Source organism: Pseudomonas sp. GV047, from assembly GCF_003058245.1.
In the GTDB taxonomy this organism is placed as follows: Bacteria; Pseudomonadota; Gammaproteobacteria; order Pseudomonadales; family Pseudomonadaceae; genus Aquipseudomonas; species Aquipseudomonas marginalis.
Genome location: NZ_QCWA01000006.1, coordinates 220,856 through 244,553, shown reverse-complemented (window position 1 = coordinate 244,553; position 23,698 = coordinate 220,856). Strand labels below are relative to the sequence as shown.

23 protein-coding genes are annotated in these 23,698 nt (G+C 62.1%); 13 read left to right on the top strand and 10 right to left on the bottom strand.

The window, feature by feature from the left end; genetic code table 11:
* The first annotated feature begins 45 nt into the window (after nt 1-45).
* The 6 genes from C8K58_RS17375 (at nt 46) to C8K58_RS17350 (ending at nt 7,053) form a co-directional block, all read left to right on the top strand.
* Nucleotides 46-828 (top strand): aldolase, encoded by a 783-nt coding sequence (locus tag C8K58_RS17375; RefSeq protein ID WP_065928252.1) that lies wholly within the window; start codon nt 46-48, stop codon nt 826-828.
* A gap of 28 nt (nt 829-856) precedes the next feature.
* Entirely contained in the window at nt 857-1,729 is an 873-nt protein-coding gene (locus tag C8K58_RS17370) for a dihydrodipicolinate synthase family protein (protein WP_108573978.1), read from the top strand.
* Nucleotides 1,730-1,866: 137 nt separating this feature from the next.
* Complete coding sequence (locus C8K58_RS17365) at nt 1,867-2,406, top strand: RNA polymerase sigma factor (protein WP_027604372.1); 540 nt, start codon at nt 1,867-1,869, stop codon at nt 2,404-2,406.
* Nucleotides 2,403-3,371, top strand: coding sequence for a FecR domain-containing protein (locus tag C8K58_RS17360; protein WP_027604373.1), 969 nt, complete (start codon nt 2,403-2,405; stop codon nt 3,369-3,371). Before C8K58_RS17365 ends, C8K58_RS17360 begins: the two co-directional genes overlap by 4 nt.
* Nucleotides 3,372-3,498: 127 nt before the next feature.
* Entirely contained in the window at nt 3,499-6,057 is a 2,559-nt protein-coding gene (locus C8K58_RS17355) for a TonB-dependent receptor (RefSeq protein WP_098480235.1), read from the top strand.
* A gap of 102 nt (nt 6,058-6,159) precedes the next feature.
* On the top strand, nt 6,160-7,053 hold the full coding sequence (locus C8K58_RS17350; protein WP_027604375.1) for a DMT family transporter: 894 nt from the start codon (nt 6,160-6,162) through the stop codon (nt 7,051-7,053).
* Nucleotides 7,054-7,057: 4 nt separating this feature from the next.
* Here the strand turns inward: C8K58_RS17350 and C8K58_RS17345 are convergent, their stop codons facing one another.
* The 4 genes from C8K58_RS17345 to C8K58_RS17330 form a co-directional block, all read right to left on the bottom strand.
* Nucleotides 7,058-8,275, bottom strand: a complete 1,218-nt coding sequence (locus C8K58_RS17345; RefSeq protein WP_027604376.1) for an SAM-dependent methyltransferase — start codon at nt 8,273-8,275, stop codon at nt 7,058-7,060.
* Nucleotides 8,276-8,396: 121 nt separating this feature from the next.
* A complete protein-coding gene (locus C8K58_RS17340) occupies nt 8,397-9,014 on the bottom strand; it encodes a TPM domain-containing protein (RefSeq protein ID WP_027604377.1) in 618 nt (205 codons plus the stop codon).
* Between the two features lie 28 nt (nt 9,015-9,042).
* Nucleotides 9,043-9,771: a YgcG family protein gene (locus C8K58_RS17335; RefSeq protein ID WP_027604378.1), complete on the bottom strand. Its 729-nt coding sequence runs from the start codon at nt 9,769-9,771 to the stop codon at nt 9,043-9,045.
* 18 nt (nt 9,772-9,789) lie between these two features.
* Nucleotides 9,790-10,401, bottom strand: coding sequence for a LemA family protein (locus tag C8K58_RS17330; RefSeq protein ID WP_065928260.1), 612 nt, complete (start codon nt 10,399-10,401; stop codon nt 9,790-9,792).
* A 238-nt stretch (nt 10,402-10,639) separates the two neighbouring features.
* Here C8K58_RS17330 and bglX point away from each other — a divergent pair, with 238 nt between their 5' ends.
* Nucleotides 10,640-12,931 carry a beta-glucosidase BglX gene (bglX, locus tag C8K58_RS17325; protein ID WP_098480238.1) on the top strand — a complete coding sequence of 764 codons (2,292 nt, stop codon included), beginning with the start codon at nt 10,640-10,642 and terminating at the stop codon, nt 12,929-12,931.
* A 63-nt stretch (nt 12,932-12,994) separates the two neighbouring features.
* On the opposite strand, the gene C8K58_RS17320 is transcribed toward bglX, so the two are convergent.
* From C8K58_RS17320 to C8K58_RS17305, 4 genes are all read right to left on the bottom strand, one after another.
* Nucleotides 12,995-14,152, bottom strand: a complete 1,158-nt coding sequence (locus C8K58_RS17320; protein ID WP_108573977.1) for a phosphatidylserine/phosphatidylglycerophosphate/cardiolipin synthase family protein — start codon at nt 14,150-14,152, stop codon at nt 12,995-12,997.
* A 1-nt stretch (nt 14,153) separates the two neighbouring features.
* Complete coding sequence (locus C8K58_RS17315) at nt 14,154-14,744, bottom strand: YceI family protein (RefSeq protein ID WP_108573976.1); 591 nt, start codon at nt 14,742-14,744, stop codon at nt 14,154-14,156.
* A 90-nt stretch (nt 14,745-14,834) separates the two neighbouring features.
* Nucleotides 14,835-15,149, bottom strand: a complete 315-nt coding sequence (locus C8K58_RS17310; RefSeq protein WP_027604383.1) for a hypothetical protein — start codon at nt 15,147-15,149, stop codon at nt 14,835-14,837.
* Nucleotides 15,146-16,219, bottom strand: a complete 1,074-nt coding sequence (locus C8K58_RS17305; protein ID WP_027604384.1) for a serine hydrolase — start codon at nt 16,217-16,219, stop codon at nt 15,146-15,148. Before C8K58_RS17305 ends, C8K58_RS17310 begins: the two co-directional genes overlap by 4 nt.
* A 184-nt stretch (nt 16,220-16,403) precedes the next feature.
* Between C8K58_RS17305 and olsB the strand changes: the two genes are divergently transcribed.
* Both olsB and C8K58_RS17295 read left to right on the top strand, forming a co-directional pair.
* Nucleotides 16,404-17,159, top strand: a complete 756-nt coding sequence (olsB, locus tag C8K58_RS17300) for an L-ornithine N(alpha)-acyltransferase (RefSeq protein WP_027604385.1) — start codon at nt 16,404-16,406, stop codon at nt 17,157-17,159.
* A complete protein-coding gene (locus C8K58_RS17295; protein WP_098480239.1) occupies nt 17,159-17,950 on the top strand; it encodes a lysophospholipid acyltransferase family protein in 792 nt (263 codons plus the stop codon). Before olsB ends, C8K58_RS17295 begins: the two co-directional genes overlap by 1 nt.
* 54 nt (nt 17,951-18,004) lie before the next feature.
* Here the strand turns inward: C8K58_RS17295 and C8K58_RS17290 are convergent, their stop codons facing one another.
* Nucleotides 18,005-18,589 carry an ACP phosphodiesterase gene (locus tag C8K58_RS17290; protein ID WP_108573975.1) on the bottom strand — a complete coding sequence of 195 codons (585 nt, stop codon included), beginning with the start codon at nt 18,587-18,589 and terminating at the stop codon, nt 18,005-18,007.
* Nucleotides 18,590-18,743: 154 nt separating this feature from the next.
* Here C8K58_RS17290 and C8K58_RS17285 point away from each other — a divergent pair, with 154 nt between their 5' ends.
* The 3 genes from C8K58_RS17285 to C8K58_RS17275 are packed head-to-tail and all read left to right on the top strand — an operon-like array spanning nt 18,744 to nt 21,334.
* Entirely contained in the window at nt 18,744-19,070 is a 327-nt protein-coding gene (locus C8K58_RS17285; RefSeq protein ID WP_027604388.1) for a helix-turn-helix transcriptional regulator, read from the top strand.
* A gap of 13 nt (nt 19,071-19,083) precedes the next feature.
* Nucleotides 19,084-20,250, top strand: coding sequence for an MFS transporter (locus C8K58_RS17280; protein WP_027604389.1), 1,167 nt, complete (start codon nt 19,084-19,086; stop codon nt 20,248-20,250).
* A gap of 28 nt (nt 20,251-20,278) precedes the next feature.
* Nucleotides 20,279-21,334: an alkene reductase gene (locus tag C8K58_RS17275; RefSeq protein ID WP_027604390.1), complete on the top strand. Its 1,056-nt coding sequence runs from the start codon at nt 20,279-20,281 to the stop codon at nt 21,332-21,334.
* A gap of 295 nt (nt 21,335-21,629) precedes the next feature.
* Here C8K58_RS17275 and C8K58_RS17270 read toward each other — a convergent pair whose 3' ends face one another.
* A complete protein-coding gene (locus C8K58_RS17270; protein WP_027604391.1) occupies nt 21,630-22,262 on the bottom strand; it encodes a TetR family transcriptional regulator in 633 nt (210 codons plus the stop codon).
* A 285-nt stretch (nt 22,263-22,547) separates the two neighbouring features.
* On the opposite strand from C8K58_RS17270, the gene C8K58_RS17265 reads away from it, so the two are divergent.
* Nucleotides 22,548-23,696 (top strand): efflux RND transporter periplasmic adaptor subunit, encoded by a 1,149-nt coding sequence (locus tag C8K58_RS17265; RefSeq protein WP_027604392.1) that lies wholly within the window; start codon nt 22,548-22,550, stop codon nt 23,694-23,696.
* The last annotated feature ends 2 nt before the right edge of the window (nt 23,697-23,698 follow it).

Genomic DNA, 23,698 nt, shown 5'->3' with positions numbered 1-23,698 from the left:
GACCAGCAAATCCGACGTCCATTGAACCACCCAAAGGACACCGATATGGCCAAGACATTAGCACTCCCCAAAGACCAACTGGTCAAGCAAGCGCTGGTCCAGATGCAAAACACCCTGGCGGATAATACGTGGACCGTCCGGCAAAAGCTGGCGCTCACTTGCCGAATCCTGTTCGAACACGGCCACGACTCCGGCCTCGCCGGGCAGATCACCGCGCGCGGGCCTGAACAGGGCACCTACTACACCCAGCAACTGGGCCTGGGTTTTGATGAAATCACGGCCAGCAACCTGTTGCTGGTCAACGAGGATCTTGAGGTGCTGGAAGGTCACGGCATCCCCAACCCGGCCAACCGCTTTCACAGCTGGGTGTACCGCGGGCGAGCGGATGTGAATTGCATTATTCATACGCACCCGACCCATATCGCTGCGCTGTCGATGTTGGAAGTGCCGTTGCAGGTGTCCCACATGGACCTCTGCCCGTTGTACGAAGACTGCGCGTTCCTGGAGGCCTGGCCGGGCGTGCCGGTGGGCAATGAAGAGGGGGAAATCATCACCGAGGCCCTGGGCGACAAGCGCGCGATCCTGCTGTCGCACCACGGCCAGTTGTCGACCGGAGCGAGTGTCGAAGAAGCCTGCGTGATCGCGCAGTTGATCGAACGCGCGGCCAAGTTGCAGTTGCTCGCCATGGCAGCCGGTGCGATCAAGCCGATCCTGCCGCAACTGGGGCGCGAAGCCCATGCCTGGATTTCCCGACCCAAGCGCCACGGCGCCGCGTTCAATTACTACGTGCGGCAGAACCTGCGCCAGCACGCCGATTGCCTGAACTGACCCGACCTTTTTCTACCGGAGACTTTCCATGTCCAGCCCAACTATTCACGGCATCATCGGCTACACCATCACCCCGTTCAGCGCTGACGGCGAGCGCATCGACCTCGACGCCCTCGGTCGTTCCATCGACCGTTTGATCGACAGCGGCGTGCACGCCATCGCGCCTCTGGGCAGCACCGGTGAAGGTGCGTATTTGAGCGATGCCGAGTGGGACGAAGTCAGCGCCTACAGCCTGGCAAAAATCGCCCGGCGCGTGCCCACGGTGGTCAGCGTCTCCGACCTGACCACCGCCAAGGCCGTGCGCCGCGCCCGCTACGCCGAAGCCAATGGCGCGGATGTGGTGATGGTGCTGCCGGCCTCGTATTGGAAGCTCAGCGAGGCGGAAATCCTCGCCCACTACGCTGCAATCGGCGACAGCATCGGCGTGCCGATCATGCTCTACAACAACCCGGCCACCAGCGGTACGGACATGTCGGTGGATCTGATCCTGCGTATCGTCAAGCAGGTGGCAAACGTGACGATGGTCAAGGAGAGCACCGGGGACGTTCAACGCATGCATCAACTGCGGCGCCACAGCGACGTGCCGTTCTACAACGGCTGCAACCCGCTGGCCCTGGAAGCCTTCGCGGCCGGAGCCAAGGGTTGGTGCACGGCGGCGCCAAACCTCATCCCGCACCTGAACCTGGCGTTGTATGCGGCGGTGCTGGCCAATGACCTGGACAAGGCGCGCGAGCTGTTTTATCGGCAGTTGCCGTTGCTGGAGTTCATCCTCAAGGGCGGGTTGCCGGCGACGATCAAGGCCGGGCTGCGCCTGACCGGGTTGGAGGCGGGCGAACCTCGTTTGCCGGTGTTTCCATTGGGTGAAGCAGGGATCGAACAACTGAAGACCTTGCTGCGGTAAAACTGCGACCTTATGTGGGAGGGGTTTGCCTCCTCCCCATATTTTAATCCGGGCCCGTCTAAAATAGAGACAGATGACAATGGTTCTCGATATCATTCGCGACTTTTCCACGTCGTGCTTCGTCAAGAAGGATATCCATGTCTCGTCCCAAGCCCGACCCGGTGTCGGCCGATGCCTTTCGCGGGTTCTATGCAGATATTCTGTATTTCCTGCGCAGACGCACGGACAACGCCAGCGACGCGGCGGACATGACCCAGGACGTCTTTACCCAGTGGCTGGACTACCGCGACCGGGCCAAGGTCGAACAGCCACGGGCATTTTTGTTCCAGATGGCACGCAACCTGCTGCGTGATCACTGGCGCAAACAGAAGGTACGGCAGACCGTCCACCCAGATCAGGCCGACAGGGACGCGGAACCGATCACCGACGAGCAAAACGACCCCATGGCCGCCGCCCAGCGCCTGCAACGCCTGGAACAGTTGAAAGAAGTCCTCGCCGAACTCTCGCCCCGCCGGCGAGAAGCCCTTATGCTGCACCGCTTCGAAGGCCTGAGCCAGGCGCAGATCGCCGAGCGCATGGGTATTTCGACGAGCATGGTGGAAAAGCACATCGCTTTTGCCCTGCTGCATTGCAAGCGACGCCTTCAAAACGACCCCGGCACGGAGCAGCCAGAATGAACCGCCTGAGCGACACCGACGGCCTGGATATCGAAGCCAGTGACGCCATCGATGCCCAAGCCGCCAGTTGGTTTGCGCGCAACCGGAACGACACAGGCCGTGCCGATCGCAAGGCCTTTGCCGCCTGGCAGGCCACGCCGGCCCATGCCCGCGCCTATGCCGAATTCGAGCAGTTGTGGGCCGACCTGGCCCAGTTGCAGCAACTGAACAAACCCGTGGCGCTGCCCAAGCGCAAAGCATCGGTATTGCGCCCGGCCCTGGCCGTAGCCGCCGCCGTGCTATGTGCCGTATTGGCCCCTCACATCGGTGCGCCCCGCGAGTTGTATCACAGCCAGGTGGCGGCCCATGCCAAGGGCATGCGCACCCTGAACCTGCCCGATGGCAGCACCCTGTCGGTGAATGCCAACACCCGCCTGCGCGTGGACTTCAGCGCCCACCAGCGCATCGTGCACCTGGACAAGGGCCAGGTGTATATCGAAGTGGCGGCCGACAAAGAGCGGCCGCTGTTCGTTCAAGCCGGCGAGGCCAGTGTGCGGGTGGTCGGCACCGGCTTCGATGTGCGCCGCAGCCAGCAGCAACTGGTGGTCAGCGTCGCCCACGGCCAGGTCGCTTTCGAGCCGTCCGCCACAAGCCCCGTCTCTCTGCTCGGGGCCCAGCAACGCGCCATCTACAGCTACGCCAAGGGCACCTTGCAACAGCAAACCCTCACGGCCGAAGAAGTCGCCGATTGGCGCAGCGGGCACTTGTCGTTCCGCAACCGTGAACTGGCCAGCCTGATCGATGAACTGAGCCTGTATCGCCCGCAGGCACCGTTGCAGGTCAGCAACGCGGTAGCGCACCTGAAAGTCTCGGGCAATCTGGACGTGAATGATCCGGACGCCCTGCTTAACGCCCTGCCCGCCCTGTTGCCGGTGAAAACCGTGGTCTCGGCCGATGGCATCGTGCGGATTGAACCGAGCAAATAACCTGCGAAGTTCTTATTTGAGAATATTTTGCATTCGCAGGTGTGGATTTTTTTGCCTGCCCCGTCTTCCTCCGGTCTGTATCTGATCAGCACACCTTTTTGGCCATTTGGCCGCTCCGGGGGATTCCATGTTTCGCGCGCCTTGCCACGCTTCGCACCTGTATCTTCGACCGACCCTTATTGCCACCTGCCTGGCGTTCAGCCTCGGCGCCCAAGCCGAGTCATTCACCCTGCAACTGCCCGCCCAGGCGCTGGCCACGTCCCTGAGCCAAGTAGCGCAGCAGGCGAAGATCCAGCTGTTGTTCGATGAGGAGCTGCTCAAGAACGTGCAGGCACCGGCGCTCAACGGTGACTTCACACCGGAAGTTGCGATTCGCAGCCTGCTGAAAAACGGTGAGTTCACCCTGATCAAGGTCGGCAGCACATACGTGGTAAAGCCCGAAGAGGCCAAGACCACCCAGAGCGGCGCGATCCAGCTGGACACCCTGAGCGTGATCGGCACCGGCAATCAGGTCGACTCGAGCACCGTCGGCCGCTCCACCCTGAGCCAGGCGGATATCGATCGCTACCAGGCCAATAACATCCCCAGCCTGTTGCAGACCCTGCCCGGCGTGAGCCAGGGTGGCTCACTGAAACCCGGCGGTCAGACCATCAACATCCGTGGCTTCGGCGATGCCGAAGACGTGCCGCTGACCGTCGATGGCGCGACCAAAAGCGGTTTCGAGCGCTACCAGCAAGGCACCGTGTTTATCGAGCCTGAGTTGATCAAGAGCATCGAAGTGGAGAAAGGCCCCAACTCGCCGTTCAGCGGGAACGGCGGCTTTGGCGGTACGGTGAACATGACCACCAAGGATGCCCCGGATTTGCTCAAGGACGGTCGCAACAGCGGTGCGATGCTCAAGTACGGTTATTCCAGCAACGACCACGAACAGGTCTACAGCAGCGCCGTGTATGGCCGCACCGACGATGGCCGTTTCGACGCGCTGGCCTACCTGACAAAACGCGACGGTGACGACATGAAGGTGGCCGCCAAGCTGCCCAATGAGAACAACCGTTACCCGATCAACCCCCAACGCCTGCCCAATACGGCCCAGGATGTGGACGGCAAGCTGTTCAAGGTCAATGCGCACTTCACCGATGAACACAGCGTCGGCCTGTCCTACTCACGGTCCCACAGCAACCGCTGGACACCGTTTTCCGCCGCCAGCTACCCCACGCCACCGACTCAGGCCAACATTGACCGCTACGGCTACGAGGGGGCACTCAAGCGTTTTTTAGCCCACCGCGATACCGTCGACACCACGTGGTCGGGCAAGTATGAGTACCAGCCCCTGGACAACCCGCTGGTGGACCTGACCGTCAAATATTCCCAGTCCAACACCGACCAGACCGACGAGCGCGATGCCACGGCGTTTTTCCAGCTGGCCACCGGCGGGCGCAAGATGGACACGGCCTACACCGACAAGAACCTCGACATCCGTAACGTCAGCCTGTTTGACACGGGTCCCTTGCAACACGCAGTGACCCTCGGCGGCCAAATTCGCAAGCACACCCGCGAAACCGAGATGTGGATGCCCGGCGCCACCTACAACACCCCACTCTACAACTACGGGCATTTCCAACCGGGCTTCATGCCGCATGGCAAGGTCGATACCAACAGCTTCTTCATCCAGGACGCGGTGACCCTGGGGGACGTGACCGTTACCCCATCGCTGCGCTACGACCACGTGCGCAACCGCGGCGAGGCCAACGATGCGCCGTACTACAGCAACCCCGACCCGGCCGTCGGCCACGACTACAGCGACCGGACCTACACCGGCTGGTCGCCGCGCCTGGCGCTGTTCTGGACGGTAACCCCCCATGTCGGGCTGTTTGCCAATTGGAGCCAGACCTGGCGCGCGCCGGTGATCGACGAGCAGTACGAAGTGCAGGGCCTGGGCAGCCGCACCGCCACCAGCGTCGACCTCGACCCGGAGCGCATCACCTCGATCACCGTGGGTAACATCACCAGCTTCGATAACCTGATCGCCCAGGATGACAACCTGCAAATACGCACGACCCTGTTCCACAACAAAGTCGAGGACGAGATCTTCAAGGCTACCGGTGTGGGCTGCCAGAACCAGGCCATCAACGGCGGCAGCATTTCCACGGCCTGCCCGCCGGGGGCGATGTCCAACTATCGCAATATCGGCGGCCTGACCATCAAGGGCTTCGAGGTCGAGTCGTTCTATAACTCCACCTACCTGTTCGGCTCGGTATCGTACGCCTATGCCACCGGCCAACACGAAGGGGCCTACACCAACCCGTGGGGGCCGGATGTGTCGGCACGCGATATTCCGCCGACCAAATGGGTACTGGTGTTAGGGACCAACATCCCGGCCTGGGATGCCCAGGTCGGTTGGACGGGGCAATTCGTCGGCGCCACCGACCGCCTGCCCAGCGACAAATATTCGGGCGGCCCGGGCTCCAGCGTCGGCGACGTGTTCTACGACCAGTATGGCAACAAGCGCTACAACACCCAGGGCCTGTTCGCCAAATGGAAGCCGCAGCAAGCGTACCTCAAGGGCACTGAGGTCAACTTCACCCTGGACAATATGTTCAACAACAACTTCCGTCCGGCCCTGAGCGGCGACCGTGCCTACACCAAGGGGCGCGACGCCAAGATCAGCATCACGCGCTTCTTCTGAAAACTGTACGGATAAATCCGCACCCAGCTGTAGGCCCGCAATCGGCGGGGGTTGTGGCTAGATGGGCTTCCCTTGAAGCCCTCTGGATTTCGGATCCCGCCCATGAGCTCGCGCGAAAACACCGGCATGGCCCTCGGCCTGCTGGGTGTCATCATCTTCAGCCTGACCCTGCCCTTCACCCGTATCGTGGTGCAGGAGATCCACCCGTTGCTCAACGGCCTGGGCCGTGCCTTGTTCGCGGCGGTCCCGGCGGCGGCGCTGTTGCTGTGGCGCCGCGAGCGCTGGCCGACCTGGCGCCAGGTGCGGGGTTTGTGCCTGGTCATTGCCGGGGTGATTCTGGGCTTCCCGGTGCTGTCGGCGTGGGCCATGCAAACCTTGCCGGCCTCCCATGGCGCACTGGTCAATGGCCTGCAACCGCTGTGCGTGGCGCTGTATGCGGCGTGGCTGTCCCATGAGCGGCCGTCGAAAGCCTTCTGGGCCTGCGCGGCGCTGGGCAGCGGGTTGGTGTTGAGTTATGCATTGATCACCGGCGCCGGCAGTATCCAGGCCGGCGATTTATTGATGCTCGGCGCGATAGCCGTGGGTGGCCTGGGCTATGCCGAAGGTGGCCGGTTGGCCAAGGAGATGGGCGGCTGGCAGGTGATCTGCTGGGCGCTGGTACTGTCCACGCCCGTGTTGATCGGCCCGGTGTGGTACCTGACGGCGCAGCACCAAGGCGCGGTCTCGATGCGCGCCTGGTGGGCGTTCGGCTATGTGTCGCTGTTCTCGCAGTTCCTGGGCTTCTTCGCCTGGTACGCCGGCCTGGCCATGGGCGGCATTGCGCGGGTCAGCCAGATTCAGCTGTTGCAGATCTTCTTCACCATCGCGTTTTCGGCGCTGTTCTTTGGTGAACATATCGAGCCGATTACCTGGGTGTTTGCCTGTGGGGTCATCGTCACGGTGATGCTCGGGCGCAAGACCGCAGTGCAGGCTGCGCCGATCGCTAAGTCGGCGTGAGCCCCTATTTAAGGTAGCCATCCGCGCGCAGCAGGGTTTCCAGGCAGTGTTCGGAGATGTGATAGAACGCCTTCAACTCCTGGATTCTCTCCAGCAACTGCGCGTTGTCCACCGGCTCCGCACGCTTGACCGCCAGGATCATCTTGTTCTTGTTGGTGTGTTCCAGGGAGATGAATTCGAACACCTTGGTCTCGTAGCCGCACGCTTCGAGGAACAACGCACGCAAGCTGTCGGTGACCATTTCCGCCTGCTGGCCCAGGTGCAGGCCGTATTGCAGCATCGGCTTGAGCAGCGCCGGGCTCTGGATCTGCAGGCGAATCTGCTTATGGCAGCACGGCGAGCACATGATGATCGATGCGCCGGAACGAATGCCGGTGTGGATCGCGTAATCGGTGGCGACGTCACAGGCATGCAGGGCGATCATCACGTCCAGTTGGCTGGGCGCCACGCTGCGCACATCACCACATTTGAACACCAGCCCCGGGTGTTCCAGGCGAGCGGCGGCGGTGTTGCACAGGGTCACCATGTCTTCGCGCAACTCGACGCCGGTGACTTCGCCTTCGGCCTTGAGGGTGTTGCGCAGGTAGTCGTGAATCGCAAACGTGAGGTAGCCCTTGCCCGAACCGAAATCGGCGACGCGCACCGGTTGGTCGAGTTTCAATGGTGAGGAGGTCAGCGCATGGCTGAACACTTCGATGAACTTGTTGATCTGCTTCCACTTGCGCGACATCGACGGGATCAACGCCTGCCTGGCGTCGGTCACGCCCAGGTCGGCGAGGAACGGCCGGCTCAGGTCGAGGAAGCGATGTTTCTCACGGTTATGCTCGGCCGATGGCGCCTCGCGCAGTTGCTGAGGCTTGCTCCTGAACAGCGAGCTTTTGTTCTTCTTGCTGTATTCCAACTGGGCTTCGTCGGTCAGCGACAGCAGGTGCGCGTTCTTGAACGAGCCCGGCAGCAACGCGGCAATCGCCGCCACGCCGTCGGCCAGCGCCAAGTTCTTGGTGATGTCGCGGGTCTTGTAGCGGTAGACGAAGGACAGGCACGGCTGCTCCTTGACGGTCACCGCCTTGATGATCAGCCGCTGCAACTCGGCTTCGTCGCCGACGTATTTGGCCAGCACCAGCTTGATAAAGGCGTTCTGCGCAAGGCTTGTGCTCAACAGTTCGATGAACTGGGCGTGATGATCCGGCGCGGGGCTGGCAGGTTGAGCGGTAACGGACATGAACAAAAACGCCTCGGGCAGGGAATGCCGGGCATTTTAGGGGGGATGGGGGTTCAGGGCACGGGGTTATTTGATCAACGGTACTGCCCCCTCCCACATTTGATCTCCGGTGCTGGATGTTCTATTCGAGTACGACCAGGCGATTTGGCAGTTCATTCCGGGCGTGTGTCACCGGTACATGCACCTTCAACAACTCGCCACACGCCTCGATACAGGCAATAAACCCAGCCAGCGTCTGCCCCTGTTTCACCTGCTGGGTAAACGCCTTGACGATGGCATCCCAACTGCTGTTATCCAGGCGCTTGGAGATACCTTCGTCCACCAGGATTTCCACATAACGCTCCGCTTCGCTGACAAAAATCAGCACCCCGGTGCTGCCCAGGGTGTGGTGCAGGTTCTGCTCCAGGAACTGCCGGCGCGCGAGGTTGGAGGCGCGCCAATGGCGTACCGAGCGCGGGATCAGGCGGGTGGTCACCTTGGGCAGGCGAAACAGCAGGCACAACACGATGAACGTCGCCCACTGCGCCAACAGCAAGGTGTACATGGTCAGGTAGCCCGACAGGTAATGCACCACGCCCGGTACCACCAAGGCGATCAGGCTGGCCCACAGCAGGGGGATGTAGGCGTAATCGTCGGCGCGGGCCGCCAGCACGGTGACCAGTTCGGCGTCGGTGGTTTTTTCGACCCGGGCAATCGCTTCGGCGACTTGGCGCTGCTCGTGTTCAGTCAGTAATGCCATGGTTGTAGTTGCTCTCTAGTTATTGTCATTACCAGCCGCCCGACGCGCCGCCGCCGCCGAAGCCACCACCGCCGCCTCGGAAACCGCCGCCACCTCCCCCGCCACCGCCGCCGCGTCCACTGCTGCCGAGGATCGCCAAAAAGATCGCGCCCACCGGCAGGCCCATGCGATTGCACAGCCACAACACGCCGATCAGCAGGATGAACAGGCCGATGGAAAAGCCGGGATTATCCTTGGCAAAGTTGGCATCCGCCACATGCGCCGGCACCGCCAGCGGTTCGCCGCCGACCACCTGCACCATCGCCGCCACGCCGTCGCTGATGCCCTGGCTGAAATTGCCGGCCTTGAACTTGGGCGCAATCACCTGGTTGATGATCACCCAGGCCTGCGCATCGGTGAGCACGCCTTCAAGGCCATAGCCAACTTCGATCCGCAACGTGCGCTCGTCACGGGCGACAATCAGCAACGCGCCGTTGTCCTTGCCCTTCTGGCCGATGCCCCACTGGCGACCCAACTGGTAACCGTAGTCCTCGATGGGCACGCCCTGCAGGTCGGGCACCGTGACCACCACGATCTGGTCGCCACGGGTCTGCTCCAGCGCCTGCAACTGCTGGGTGATGTGCTCGCGCGTGGCCGGGTCGATCATCTGGGCGGTGTCCACCACCCGCCCGCTCAACGCCGGGAACGTCAGCGCCGCCTGGGCCACCCCCACGCAGGCCAGCATCCATAGCGCCAGGCCTATCCGTAATAAACGCATCGACACCTCAGTGCAGCCTTATTTGAACTTCACTTGCGGCGCTTTATCGGCATCGGCACTGGTGGCTTCAAAGGTGGCGCGGATCGGCAGGTCGCTGTACATCACGCTGTGCCACAGGCGGCCAGGGAAGGTGCGGATCTCGGTGTTGTACGCCTGCACGGCCTGGATGAAATCGCGACGGGCCACGGCGATGCGGTTTTCGGTGCCCTCGAGCTGGGATTGCAGGGCCAGGAAGTTCTGGTTGGCCTTCAGGTCCGGGTAGCGCTCGGAGACCACCATCAAGCGGCTGAGGGCACCGCTCAAACCGTCCTGGGCCTGTTGGAACTGCTTGAGTTTTTCCGGGTTGTCCAGGGTGCTGGCATCCACCTGGATCGAGGTGGCCTTGGCCCGCGCCTCGATCACGGCGGTCAGGGTGTCCTGTTCATGGGCGGCGTAACCCTTGACCACTTCCACCAGGTTGGGGATCAGGTCGGCGCGGCGCTGGTACTGGTTCTGCACCTGGCCCCAGGCCGCCTTGGCCTGTTCGTCCAGGGTCGGGATGTTATTGATGCCGCAGCCGCTCAATACTGTGCTGATCAATAGCAAAGCCGCGGCCTTGAGGCCCCAGCGGGAATGTTGTGCTGCTTGCATGGTGTTTCTCCTGCCCAAACTGGATGGAATATGACGACTAACCCTAAAAACCACACGCTTGGGGCATAATCCGCCACCACTGGAATGCATCGAGCCAATCAGCTACAAAGATGCCCAGCGCGATAAAGAGTTCAGAGTGTGCTGCATTTATCTGAACAACACCCGAACAACAATAGACGCTCCCCACATTTTGGCCGATCAGCCCAAGCGCTGTGCAGTGAGCCGAAAAAGGATATTCATGAAGAAGCTGTGTTTGCTCGGCCTTGTTGCCACGCTGGCCACCCACCCCGTCTGGGCAGAAACAAAGCCTGCTGCGCTTAAGGACAAGGACGCTTTCGTCAGCGACCTGCTCAAGCAGATGACCCTGGATGAAAAGATCGGCCAATTGCGCCTGATCAGCATCGGCCCGGAAATGCCCCGCGAGCTGATCCGCAAGGAAATCGCCGCCGGCCGCATCGGTGGCACGTTCAACTCCATCACCCGCCCGGAAAACCGTCCGATGCAGGACGCGGCCATGCGCAGCCGCTTGAAGATCCCGATGTTCTTCGCCTATGACGTGATCCACGGCCACCGCACGATCTTCCCGATCAGCCTGGCCCTGGCCTCCAGCTGGGACATGGACGCCATCGGCCGCTCCGGGCGTATCGCCGCCCAGGAAGCCGCCGCCGACAGCCTCGACATCACCTTTGCACCGATGGTCGATATCTCCCGCGACCCGCGCTGGGGTCGCACGTCCGAAGGCTTCGGTGAAGACACCTATCTGGTCTCACGGATTGCCGAAGTGATGGTCAAGGCCTTCCAGGGCGCCAGCCCCGCGAATGCCGACAGCATCATGGCCAGCGTCAAGCACTTCGCCCTCTACGGCGCAGTGGAAGGCGGACGTGACTACAACGTGGTGGACATGAGCCCGGTCAAGATGTACCAGGACTACCTGCCGCCGTACCACGCGGCAATCAAGGCCGGTTCCGGCGGCGTGATGGTGGCGCTGAACTCGATCAATGGCGTGCCCGCCACCGCCAACACCTGGCTGATGAACGACCTGCTGCGCAAGGACTGGGGCTTCAAGGGCCTGGCCGTCAGCGACCACGGCGCGATCTTCGAGCTGATCAAGCACGGCGTGGCCAAGGACGGACGTGAAGCCGCCAAGCTGGCGATCAAGGCCGGCATCGACATGAGCATGAACGACTCGTTGTACGGCAAGGAATTGCCGGGGCTGCTCAAGTCCGGCGAGATCGAACAGAGCGACATCGACAACGCCGTGCGTGAAGTGCTCGCTGCCAAGTACGACATGGGCCTGTTCAAAGACCCGTACCTGCGCATCGGCAAGGCCGAGGATGACCCGGCCGACACCTACGCCGACAGCCGCCTGCACCGTGCCGAGGCCCGTGATGTGGCGCGCCGCAGCCTGGTGCTGCTGAAGAACCAGAACGACGCCCTGCCGCTGAAAAAGTCCGCGACCATCGCGCTCGTGGGCCCACTGGCCAAGGCGCCGATCGACATGATGGGCAGTTGGGCGGCGGCCGGCAAGCCGGAGCAATCGGTCACGCTGCTTGACGGCATGAACGCGGTCATCGGCGAAAAAGGCAAGATCATCTACGCCCGTGGCGCCAACATCACCAACGACAAGGCGGTGGTCGACTACCTCAACTTCCTCAACTTCGATGCACCGGAAGTGGTGGATGACACCCGCCCGGCCCAGGTGATGATCGATGAAGCGGTCAAGGCCGCCAAGGATGCCGACGTGGTGGTCGCCGCCGTGGGTGAATCCCGTGGCATGTCCCACGAATCGTCGAGCCGCACCGACCTGAATATCCCGCAAAGCCAGCGCGACCTGATCAAGGCCCTGAAAGCCACCGGCAAACCGCTGGTGCTGGTACTGATGAACGGCCGCCCGCTGTCGATCCTGGAAGAGAAACAACAAGCCGACGCGATCCTGGAAACCTGGTTCGCCGGTACCGAAGGCGGCAACGCCATCGCCGACGTGCTGTTCGGTGACTACAACCCATCTGGCAAGCTGCCGATCACCTTCCCACGCTCCGTGGGGCAGATTCCGACCTACTACAACCACCTGACCATTGGCCGGCCATTCACCCCGGGCAAGCCGGGCAACTACACCTCACAGTACTTCGATGACACCACCGGGCCGCTGTTCCCGTTTGGCTATGGCCTGAGCTACACCACGTTCAGCCTGTCGGACATGGCGCTGTCGTCCACCACCCTGAACAAGACCGGCAAGCTCGACGCCAGCGTCACGGTGCAGAACACCGGCAAGGTCGATGGCGAAACCGTGGTGCAGTTGTATATCCAGGACGTGGCGGGTTCGATGATCCGTCCGATCAAGGAGCTGAAGAACTTCCAGAAGGTCATGCTCAAGGCTGGCGAAGAACGCACGCTGCACTTCACCATCACCGAGGACGACTTGAAGTTCTACAACACCCAGCTCAAGTTCGCCGCCGAACCGGGTGAGTTCAATGTGCAGATCGGGCTGGACTCCCAGGACGTACAGCAGCAGACCTTCGAACTGCTCTAACACCTGACACGGTCAAAAAATGTGGGAGCAAGCCCCCTCCCACATTTGACCTCAGTGTTCTTGCTAGCCGCGTCGATCCAGCAGGTTCACCACCAACCGATCAATCCACCCCCACACCCGCTGCTTCACCCGCCGCCACAACGGCCGCGCCTTCCACGCTTCCAGGCTGACCACCAGGCTCTGGGCAAAATCCGCGGTAAAGCTCGCCGCCACCGCCTGCGTCAGCCCGGGGTCCAACGCTTCCAGGTTGGCTTCCAGGTTGAAGCGCAGATTCCAGTGATCGAAGTTGCACGAGCCGATACTCACCCAATCGTCCACCAGCGCCATCTTCAGGTGCAAAAAGCACGGCTGGTATTCAAAGATCTGCACGCCTGCACGCAGCAAGCGCGGGTAATAACGGTGCCCGGCGTAGCGCACGGAGGGGTGGTCGGTGCGCGGGCCGGTGAGCAGCAAACGCACATCCACCCCACGCCCTGCGGCCCGACGCAGTGCGCGGCGCACGCCCCAGGTGGGCAGGAAATACGGCGTGGCGAACCAGATACGTTGCTGGCTGCTGTTCAGCGCGCGGATCAGCGATTGCAGGATATCGCGGTGCTGTCGGGCGTCTGCATAGGCCACTCGGCCCAGGCCTGGCCCCGTCGCCGGCACCTTGGGCAAACGCGGCAAACCGAAATGGGTGGCGGGCTTCCACGCCCGGCGCGCGACATTGGCGTGCCATTGCCGTTCGAACAGCGCCTGCCAGTCCAGCACCAGCGGGCCGTGGACCTGCACCATCACCTCATGCCACTCGGCGGTGTCTTGCCCCGGCATCCAGAACTCATCGGTGACGCCCGTGCCGCCGACCACGGCAGTTTCCTGGTCGATCAGCAACAGCTTGCGGTGGTCGCGATACAGGTTGCGCATCCAGCGGCGCCAGCTCAGGCGATTGTAGAAACGCAGCTCCACACCGGCGTCGGTCAGGCGCTTACGCAGCCCCAGGGTAAACGCCAGGCTGCCGTAGTCATCAAACAGGCAGCGCACCCGCACGCCGCGCTCGGCGGCCAGCACCAGCGCCTGCACCATCGCTTCGGCGCAGGCGCCAGCCTCCACCAGATACAATTCCAACTCCACTTGCCGCTCGGCCCGGGCAATGCCCACCAGCATCTGCGGAAAAAATTGCGGGCCGTCGATCAACAACTCGAAACGGTTGGCGCTGCGCCACGGGAACACTGCGCCGCTCATGTCAGCGCGCCGTAAAGATCAGCACCGCACCCACCGGCACCGACAAACTGATCGACTTAAGCCCTGCCGCCTTGCGCAACGCTGCCACCCCCGGCGCCAGGTCGAAATCCTCCGCACGCAACACCACCGGTTCCAGGGTCACCACCTGGAAGCGTCGGTCATCCAGGCGCGTGGCCAACAACTCGGCGCTGTAGGTCTGGGTCTTGCCATGCAGGGTGACGCTCAAGGGCAAGCGCAGTTCCAGTTGCGCGCCAGGCGCCAGGTCATTGATGGGTTGCAGATTGATCTGTGCGCTGATCAGCGCCTCGGGGAAAGTCTTGATCTCGAACAGCTGGTTGCGCATGCGCTCGTCGCGCAGCGGGATGCCGCTGTTGACCGACTCCAGCTCTACTTCCAATTGCGCCGCGCCCTTGCCGTCGACCTTGCCGTGCAGCACCAGGAAGCGATGGACTTCAGCAATCTCGGTGTTTTTGGTGGTGACGAACGACAGGCGCGAGGACTCGTTGTCCAGGTACCAGTCGGCATGGGCGGGCACCGCGGCAGCGGCCAGCAGGGCGAAGGCCAGGGGTTTGATAACAGACGCGTTGAACATTAAGGACTCGTGGGGCGAAAAACCTGCACGAACCTTAAGCGCAATGTCACGAACGGCGCAAATCCAATGTGGGGGGTGACTTGCGCTGTGTCAGGGATTCAGACGACAGCCCTGTCGATCCCCCAACCACCGCGCGCTGTGCGTACGCCCCAAGCCACTCGCCGTCACTTCACTGCGTTCCGGGTTATCGCTGAACCCACTGGTGGGCACGTACTGCTTCACATAACCGCGGCAATAGTCGGCTGGATTGTTCGCCACATAGCGGCACGAGCAGTACTCCTTGGCGGTATACGCCGCGATGATATCGGGGAAGGCTTGCAGGTTGACGCGCTCGTGCCAAACCCAGCCTGACAGGGCGAGCAACAGCACCAGAAAAAGGCTGGTAAACGGCCGACGACGCATCATGGTTGCACCGCCGCAAGCACGCGCTTGAGCAGTTCGTTGTGGCGGTAGCTGCCGTCGCGATCATCGCCATAGCGCACGATCACCAGGTGTTCGTCGGGCATCACGTACAGCGCCTGGCCCCAATGACCGAGGGCGGCGAAGGTGTCGGCGGGGGCGTCGGGCCAGGGCCTCGGGGCGCCTTGGTTGAGCCACCATTGGCCACCGGGGACGGCTTCGTCCTGGCCGGCGGTGTATTTGTCGAAGGGTTGGCGGTTGAACGCCACCCAGTCCCTGGGCAGCAATTGTTGATCCCCCCAGCGCCCGTCGCGGGCCATCAGCAGGCCGACACGCGCCAGGTCACGCGCGGTGAGGAACGCATAGGACGAGGCGACAAAGGTTTCGTCGGCATCGGTTTCCCAGGTGGCGTTATGAATGCCCAGCGGCTTGAACAGCGCGTCCCAGGGGTAACTCATGTACGCCTTGTGGCCGAGCATGCCCTTGAGCGCGGCGGACAGGATATTGCTGTCGCCGCTGGAATAACGAAAGGCCTGGCCCGGTGCGCTGAAGGACTCAGTGCTGGCGGCGAACTCAGCCATATCGGCGCGACCACGGGTGTAAAGCATCGCCACCACCGAGGACTTCAGCGGCGCGTATTCATACTCTTCCTGCCAGTCCAGGCCCGAGGCCCAGTGCAGCAGGTCGGCCATGGTCACCTTGGGGTGTTGTTTCATCGGCGGGTAAAAGCGTGCCGCAGGGTCGGTCAGTTTGAAACGGTTTTCGCCGTAGGCCACGCCGAGCACCGTGGCCATCAGGCTTTTGCTGATGGACCAGGTCAGGTGTGGCGTGCTGGCCGTGGTCGGTGCGGCGTAGCGTTCATAGATGACCACACCGTCGCGGATCACCAGCAGCGCGTCGGTGCGAATGCCTTGGCGGGCAGTGTCGTCACGGGGCGGGAATGCATAGGCGTCAAGGGCTTCGACGGCGGGTCCTGCGAGCGGCGTGCCCTTGGCCCAGTCCTTGTCGGGCCAGGTTTCAGCGCAGGCGGTAACGGTGACGAACAGCAGGGAAACGCACAGCAGGCCTCTGACCATGGACACACACTCAAGGGAGCATTCAAGCCCGCGAGCCTAGCCGAGGGCAATGACAGATTTGCTACAGAGGCCCTGTCATCCAAGCGTCACCATAACTTCATGGAGATGACACCGGGGCTACATAGCCTGACTTTGGACAACAAAGTCGACCGGCCGAAACGTGGCTGGCACTCGGAGATTCGCCATGACTCAGATCGCCCGCATCAGCGACACCGGCAATGAACGCCGTCTGCAAGCCGAACGCCTGGTTGGCGCCAAGGCTTTGCAGGAAGCCCAGGCCCTGCGTTTCAACGTCTTCAGCGGCGAGTTCAACGCCAAGCTCAAAGGCGCGGAACACGGCCTGGACATGGATGACTATGATGTTCACTGCAGCCACATCGGCGTGCGGGACTTGAACAGCGGTCGACTCGTCGCCACCACCCGTTTGCTCGACCACCAGGCCGCCAGCACCCTGGGCCGGTTCTACAGCGAAGAAGAATTCAGCCTGCATGGCCTGCTGCATCTGCAGGGCCCGATCCTGGAAATCGGCCGCACCTGCGTCGACCCGGCCTACCGCAACGGCGGCACCATCGCCGTGTTGTGGGGCGAGTTGGCCGAAGTGCTCAACCAGGGCGGCTACAGCTACCTGATGGGCTGCGCGAGCATCCCGATGCACGACGGTGGCATCCAGGCCCACGCGATCATGCAGCGCCTGCGCGAACGTTACCTGTGCAACGAACACCTGCGCGCCGAACCGAAAAAACCGCTGCCGGCGCTGGACCTGCCGACCAACGTGATCGCCGAGATGCCGCCACTGCTCAAGGCCTATATGCGCCTGGGTGCGAAGATCTGCGGCGAACCGTGCTGGGATGAAGATTTCCAGGTCGCCGATGTGTTCATCCTGCTTAAGCGCGATGAGCTATGCCCGCGCTATGCGCGCCACTTCAAGGCGGCCATGTGATGAGCCGCCTGCGCGTGTACGGGCGCATCGCCCGGGTGCTGGTGGTAGTGGCGCTGGGCTTGAGCATGGCCAGTGTGTTTGGCGTGTTCGAACGCTTGGGCGTGGCCAACTCGATGGTGCGGCGCCAACGCTGGTCGCGGTTCTTCATGGCGCGGCTGACCAACGCCCTGCCCTTTCGCGTGACAGTGCACGGTGAGTTGCCGACCCAGCCCATGCTGTGGGTGAGCAACCACGTGTCCTGGACCGATATTCCGTTGCTGGGCGCAGTGGCGCCGATGTCGTTTTTGTCCAAGGCCGAAGTGCGCACCTGGCCGGTGGCCGGCTGGTTGGCGGCCAAGGCCGGTAGCTTGTTTATCCGTCGCGGTTCGGGCGACAGCCAGTTGATCCGCAAGCAGATGACCCGCCACCTGGAACAACAGCACCCGCTGCTGATGTTCCCCGAAGGCACCACCACCGACGGCCGCAGCCTGCGCACCTTCCACGGGCGCTTGCTGGCCAGTGCGATTGACGCGGATGTGTCGCTGCAACCGGTGGCCATCCGTTATCTGCGCAATGGGCAGGTCGACCCGCTGGCACCGTTCATTGGCGATGACGATTTGCTCTCGCACCTGATGCGCCTGTTCGGCAATGACCAGGGCGATGTGGAAATCCACGTGCTCAAACCGATTGCCTGCGCCGGACAGGAACGTGCGGCACTGGCGTTCCAGGCGCAGCAGGCGGTGCAGAAGGCGTTGTTTGGGCCGATGCCGGAGACTGAACAAGTAGCGGCGCGACCAGCCTTTGCCGCGTGATATGAGCTAGACACTGCTCCAAATGTGGGAGGGGGGGCTTGCCCCCTCCCACATTTAGCTTTGTGTTGTCAGGTGGTTATGCGCGAAGGCTTGCAGTTCGGGGTAGAAGATCCGGAAGTCTTCACTCAACGGCTCATACAACTCACGCAATTCCTGCATCGCAAACCCTAATTCCTGGGGTTGTGTGAGCCGCCGCGAAATCCCGCGCAACACCGGCTCCATCACCGCAAACTCGCGGTACGACCCCAACCAGTCATCCGCCGCCATATACGGCGCTATCTGCGCCAGACGCCCCGGCAACTGCGGTTCGGCCGCCAGCACGCGGTACACCTGCGAGGTGAAGTACTCCAGGGGCTGGTCGGCGTACAGCGCCCAATCCCGCGCCAGGCAGTGATCGAAGAACACATCAAGGACAATCCCGGCATAGCGCCGCCGGGTCAGGCTGAAGCGCGACAACGCCTTGCCCACCAACGGGTGGCTGTCGGTGAAGCGGTCGATCGAGCGATGCAACTGGATCGCCGCTTCGATTGGCGGGCTGAACTGGCCCTGCAGGCGGCCTTTGACAAAGTCGCCGTACAGGCTGCCCAGCAGTTGCGCAGGAAGTTGGCCGCCCAGGTGCAGATGTGCGAGATAATTCATGCCGCGCAGTCTAGCACTGGCGCCAACGTATCGTTATAACCCGATATACCGATTCAGCCTGAGCTCAGAGCAAATTCATATTGGTATATCGGGATATAACGATTTAAAGTTCGCCTCATCGCGATATAACGCTTTACGACACCGAGCACCTGCCATGTCCATCGACCTCGACGAAATAATAAAAGCCCTGGCGCACCCAGTACGACGAGACATCCTCACCTGGCTGAAAGACCCGAAAGTGCAGTTCCCCGAGCAAGTGCACAACCACGAATACGGCATCTGTGCCGGGCAGATCGACCAGCGCTGCGGCTTGTCCCAGTCGACCGTGTCGGCCCACCTGGCCACCTTGCAACGGGCGGGATTGATCAGCAGCCAGAAGGCCGGGCAGTGGCACTTTTTCAAGCGCAATGAGGAAGTGATCCAAGCCTTCCTCGCGGCGCTTACCACTGAACTCAGCGCTGAAATCAGCGCGACGTTGTAACAAGGAAACGATAATGCCCCTCTCGCTACTCATCCTGGCCCTGAGCGCCTTCGCCATCGGCACTACCGAGTTCGTGATCATGGGCCTGCTGCCCGATGTGGCGGCGGACCTCGGCGTGTCGATTCCCGGCGCCGGCTGGCTGGTCACCGGCTATGCCCTGGGCGTGGCCATCGGTGCGCCATTTATGGCACTGGCCACCGCCAGGTTGCCCCGCAAGGCGGCCCTGGTAGCGTTGATGGGCATCTTCATTATCGGCAACCTGCTCTGCGCCCTGGCCAGTGACTACAACGTGCTGATGGTTGCCCGTGTGATCACCGCGCTATGCCACGGTGCGTTCTTCGGCATCGGTTCGGTGGTCGCCGCCAACCTGGTGCCGGCCAACAAGCGCGCTTCGGCCGTGGCCCTGATGTTCACCGGCTTGACCCTGGCCAACGTGCTTGGTGTGCCACTGGGCACCGCGCTGGGCCAGGAAGCCGGCTGGCGCTCGACCTTCTGGGCAGTGACGGTGATTGGCGTAGTGGCGTTGATCGGCCTGATCCGCTTCCTGCCGGCCAAGCGTGACGAAGAAAAACTCGACATGCGCGCCGAACTGGCCGCCCTCAAGGGTGCCGGCATCTGGTTGTCGCTGAGCATGACCGCGCTGTTCGCCGCATCCATGTTCACCCTCTTCACCTATGTTGCGCCGCTGCTCGGCGATGTCACCGGCGTGTCGCCCAAAGGCGTGACCTGGACCCTGCTGCTGATCGGCCTGGGCCTCACCGTGGGCAATATCATCGGCGGCAAGCTGGCGGACAAACGCCTGGCAGCCACCCTGATCGGCGTGTTTATCAGTATGGCGGTGGTGTCCACCGCGCTGACCTGGACCAGCGTCGCCGTGATCCCGACCGAGATCACCCTGTTCCTCTGGGCCACCGCTTCATTTGCCGCCGTACCTGCGCTGCAGATCAACGTGGTGACCTTCGGCAAGGCCGCACCGAACCTGGTGTCCACCCTGAACATCGGCGCCTTCAACATCGGCAATGCCCTCGGCGCCTGGGTGGGCGGCAGCGTGATTGCCCACGGTTTCGGCCTGAGCAGCGTGCCTCTGGCGGCAGCGGCCCTGGCGATCCTGGCGCTGCTGGTGACCCTGATTACTTTCCGTCAGGGCGGCGATGCCGACCTGGCCCCTGCGACCCACTGATCAACTTCAAAGAGAAGGGTGTTTTCCCATGACGACTATTTTCGATCCGATCAAACTGGGCGACCTGGAGCTGTCGAACCGCATCATCATGGCGCCGCTGACCCGCTGCCGCGCCGATGCCGGCCGCGTACCCAACGCGCTGATGGCCGAGTACTACGTGCAACGTGCTTCCGCCGGGCTGATCCTCAGCGAAGCCACTTCGGTGACACCGCTGGGCGTGGGCTACCCGGACACGCCGGGCATCTGGTCCAACGACCAGGTGCGCGGCTGGGCCAATATCACCAAGGCCGTGCATGGCGCAGGGGGCAAGATCTTCCTGCAACTGTGGCACGTCGGCCGCATTTCCCACGCGTCCTACCTGAACGGCGAAACCCCGGTGGCGCCGAGCGCGATCCAGGCTAAAGGTCACGTCAGCCTGGTGCGCCCATTGGCCGACTACCCAACGCCGCGTGCTCTGGAAACCGCTGAAATCGCCGACATCGTCGACGCTTACCGCACCGGCGCCGAGAACGCCAAGGCCGCAGGCTTTGATGGCGTGGAGATCCACGGCGCCAACGGCTACCTGCTCGACCAGTTCCTGCAAAGCAGCACCAATAAGCGCACCGATAACTATGGTGGGTCCCTGGAAAACCGTGCACGCCTGCTGTTGGAAGTGACCGATGCGGCCATCGAGGTCTGGGGCCCTGGCCGTGTGGGTGTGCATTTGGCACCGCGCGCCGATGCCCACGACATGGGCGACGACAACCTGAAGGAGACCTTCACCTACGTCGCCAGCGAGCTGGGCAAGCGTGGTATCGCCTTCATCTGCTCCCGTGAAAAGGCAGGTGCGGACAGCCTCGGTCCTCAGTTGAAAAAAGCCTTTGGCGGCGTGTACATCGCCAACGAACGTTTCACCAAGGACAGTGCCAATGCCTGGCTGGCCGAAGGCAAAGCGGACGCCGTGGCCTGGGGTGTGCCGTTCATTGCCAACCCGGACCTGCCAGCACGCCTGAAAGCCGATGCGCCGTTGAACGAAGCGCATCCGGAAACCTTCTACGGCCAGGGCCCGGTGGGCTACATCGATTACCCGACGCTGCCACTGTAATCACCCGACACGCGAAACCAAATGTGGGAGGGGGCTTGCCCCCGATGGCGGTGCCTCAGTCACTGTATGTGTTGACTGAACCACTGCCATCGGGGGCAAGCCCCCTCCCACATTGTTGCCCTGGGAAACACTCCTTAACAGCCTTGCAACAAAATCCCTACAAAATACTTAGGCGGCTATGTATCAACCGCCCGCCAGCCCGTATATAAAGTCACCCCACCTATCAGGCAGAAGGACGATTGACGGTCCTTAGGCTTTACTGTTGACACAACCTGATGCAATTACGCATTTTGTCTCAATTGCGCAGGCTGGGGCTCAGGCGCAGCATATCGAGCCCTGCATCCACCCAGCGTTCGGCCTCCTGATGTAGCTGGAAGCTGTCGGGTACCAGCAGCCACTGGCCAATCAGCCCGTTGATGTAGGCATGGATGCACACTGCGCCACGGGTGGTGTCGAGGTTTTCCGGAAGTTGCCCGCGATGGACCGCGTTACGCAGTGTCAGGCCGATGCGCAGGTTGCATTCCAGGCTGTGGGTCTGGCGCTGACGGCGCATGTCGCACATTTCATCGGTGAATTCGCACTTATGAAACAAAATCTCATTGATGCGCCGGGTTTTCGGGTCCAGGGCCACCTGATGAAACAAATGAATCAGCAGCTTGCGCATGCACCCCAACGGATCGACTTCGTCCTCGCTTTCACTGGCCCTGGCCAATTCGTCCAGTGGCTCATGCAGCGTGTCCAGCAGGGCCTGCAACAGATCGGATTTATTACTGAAGTGCCAATAAATGGCGCCCCGCGTGACACCGGCCAGCGCAGCGATATCCGCCAGCGTAGTCCGTGCAACGCCGCGTTCATAAAAGGCTTGCTCGGCGGCTTCGAGAATTTGGCTGCGCGTTTCCTGAGCTTCCTCTTTAGTGCGACGAACCATGGCAGTACAACCTCAATCAGGACACATAAGACTATCGCCAACGCAGTGTTAATAGACGTTAACGATCATCCGAATATTTGTGGGACGACACCGTCATGGGCGCCGAACGTAGTGGAATCGAGGCTTTTGGCTTGCTTTGTCAACAATCCGCGCAGCCTGTCAAGAGTTTACAAACAACCATGAACGTAAGTATATTGCGTAGCAAGCTACTTATCTACTCACAGCGTGTTTTTTACCCTTCCACACTTCTTGTGCGCACCCTGCGCGCCTGACCCGAGGATCTTCATGCAACTTAAGCCAGCTGTTACCGCTCTGGTCACTGCCGTCGCCCTGGCATCGCTGCTCAGCGGATGTAAAAAGGAAGAAGCGGCTCCGCCCGCTCAAGTCCCTCAGGTCGGCGTGGTCACCATTCAACCGCAAGCCTATACCCTGACGTCCGAGCTGCCAGGCCGCACCACCGCCTACCGCATCGCGGAAGTTCGCCCACAGGTCAACGGCATCATCCTCAAGCGCCTGTTCAAGGAAGGCGCGGATGTGAAGGAAGGCCAGCAGCTCTATCAGATCGATCCGTCGGTCTATGAAGCCACGCTGAAAAGCGCACAAGCCAGCCTGACCCAGACCAAGTCCATCTCCGACCGCTACAAGCAGTTGGTCGATGAGCAAGCCGTCAGCCGCCAGGAATACGACACCGCCGTGGCCAACCGCATGACTGCGGAAGCAAACGTGCAAACCGCCCAGATCAACGTGCGCTACACCAAGGTGTTCGCGCCGATCTCCGGGCGTATCGGTCGTTCTTCGGTGACCGAAGGCGCGCTGGTCAGCAATGGCCAGACCGATGCCATGGCGGTAATCCAGCAACTGGACCCGATCTACGTCGACGTCACGCAGTCTTCGGCTGAAATGCTGAAACTGCGCCGCGACCTGGAAAGCGGCCAACTGGAAAAAGCCGGCGCCAACGCCGCCAAGGTCAAGCTGACCCTGGAAGACGGCAGCGACTACGGTCATGACGGCAAACTGGAATTCTCCGAAGTCTCGGTCGATCAGACCACCGGCTCCGTGACCCTGCGCGCCGTGTTCCCCAACCCTGACCACACCCTGCTGCCGGGCATGTTCGTCCACGCCCAGCTGCAAGCCGGCGTGAACAGCAAGGCGATCCTCGCGCCGCAGCAAGGCGTGACCCGCGACCTCAAGGGCATCCCGACAGCGCTGGTGGTCAACGCCGACAACAAGGTCGAGCAGCGTGTACTGGTGGCCAACCGCACCGCCGGCGCCTATTGGCTGGTGGAGAAAGGCCTGAACGCCGGTGACCGCGTGATCACCGAAGGCCTGCAGTACGTCAAGCCGGGTGTGGAGGTCAAGGTCAAGGAGGCTGACAACGCCAAGCCCGCCGGTTCCGCCGCTGCTCCTGCTGCCGCGCCTGGCCAGGGGGAGTAATC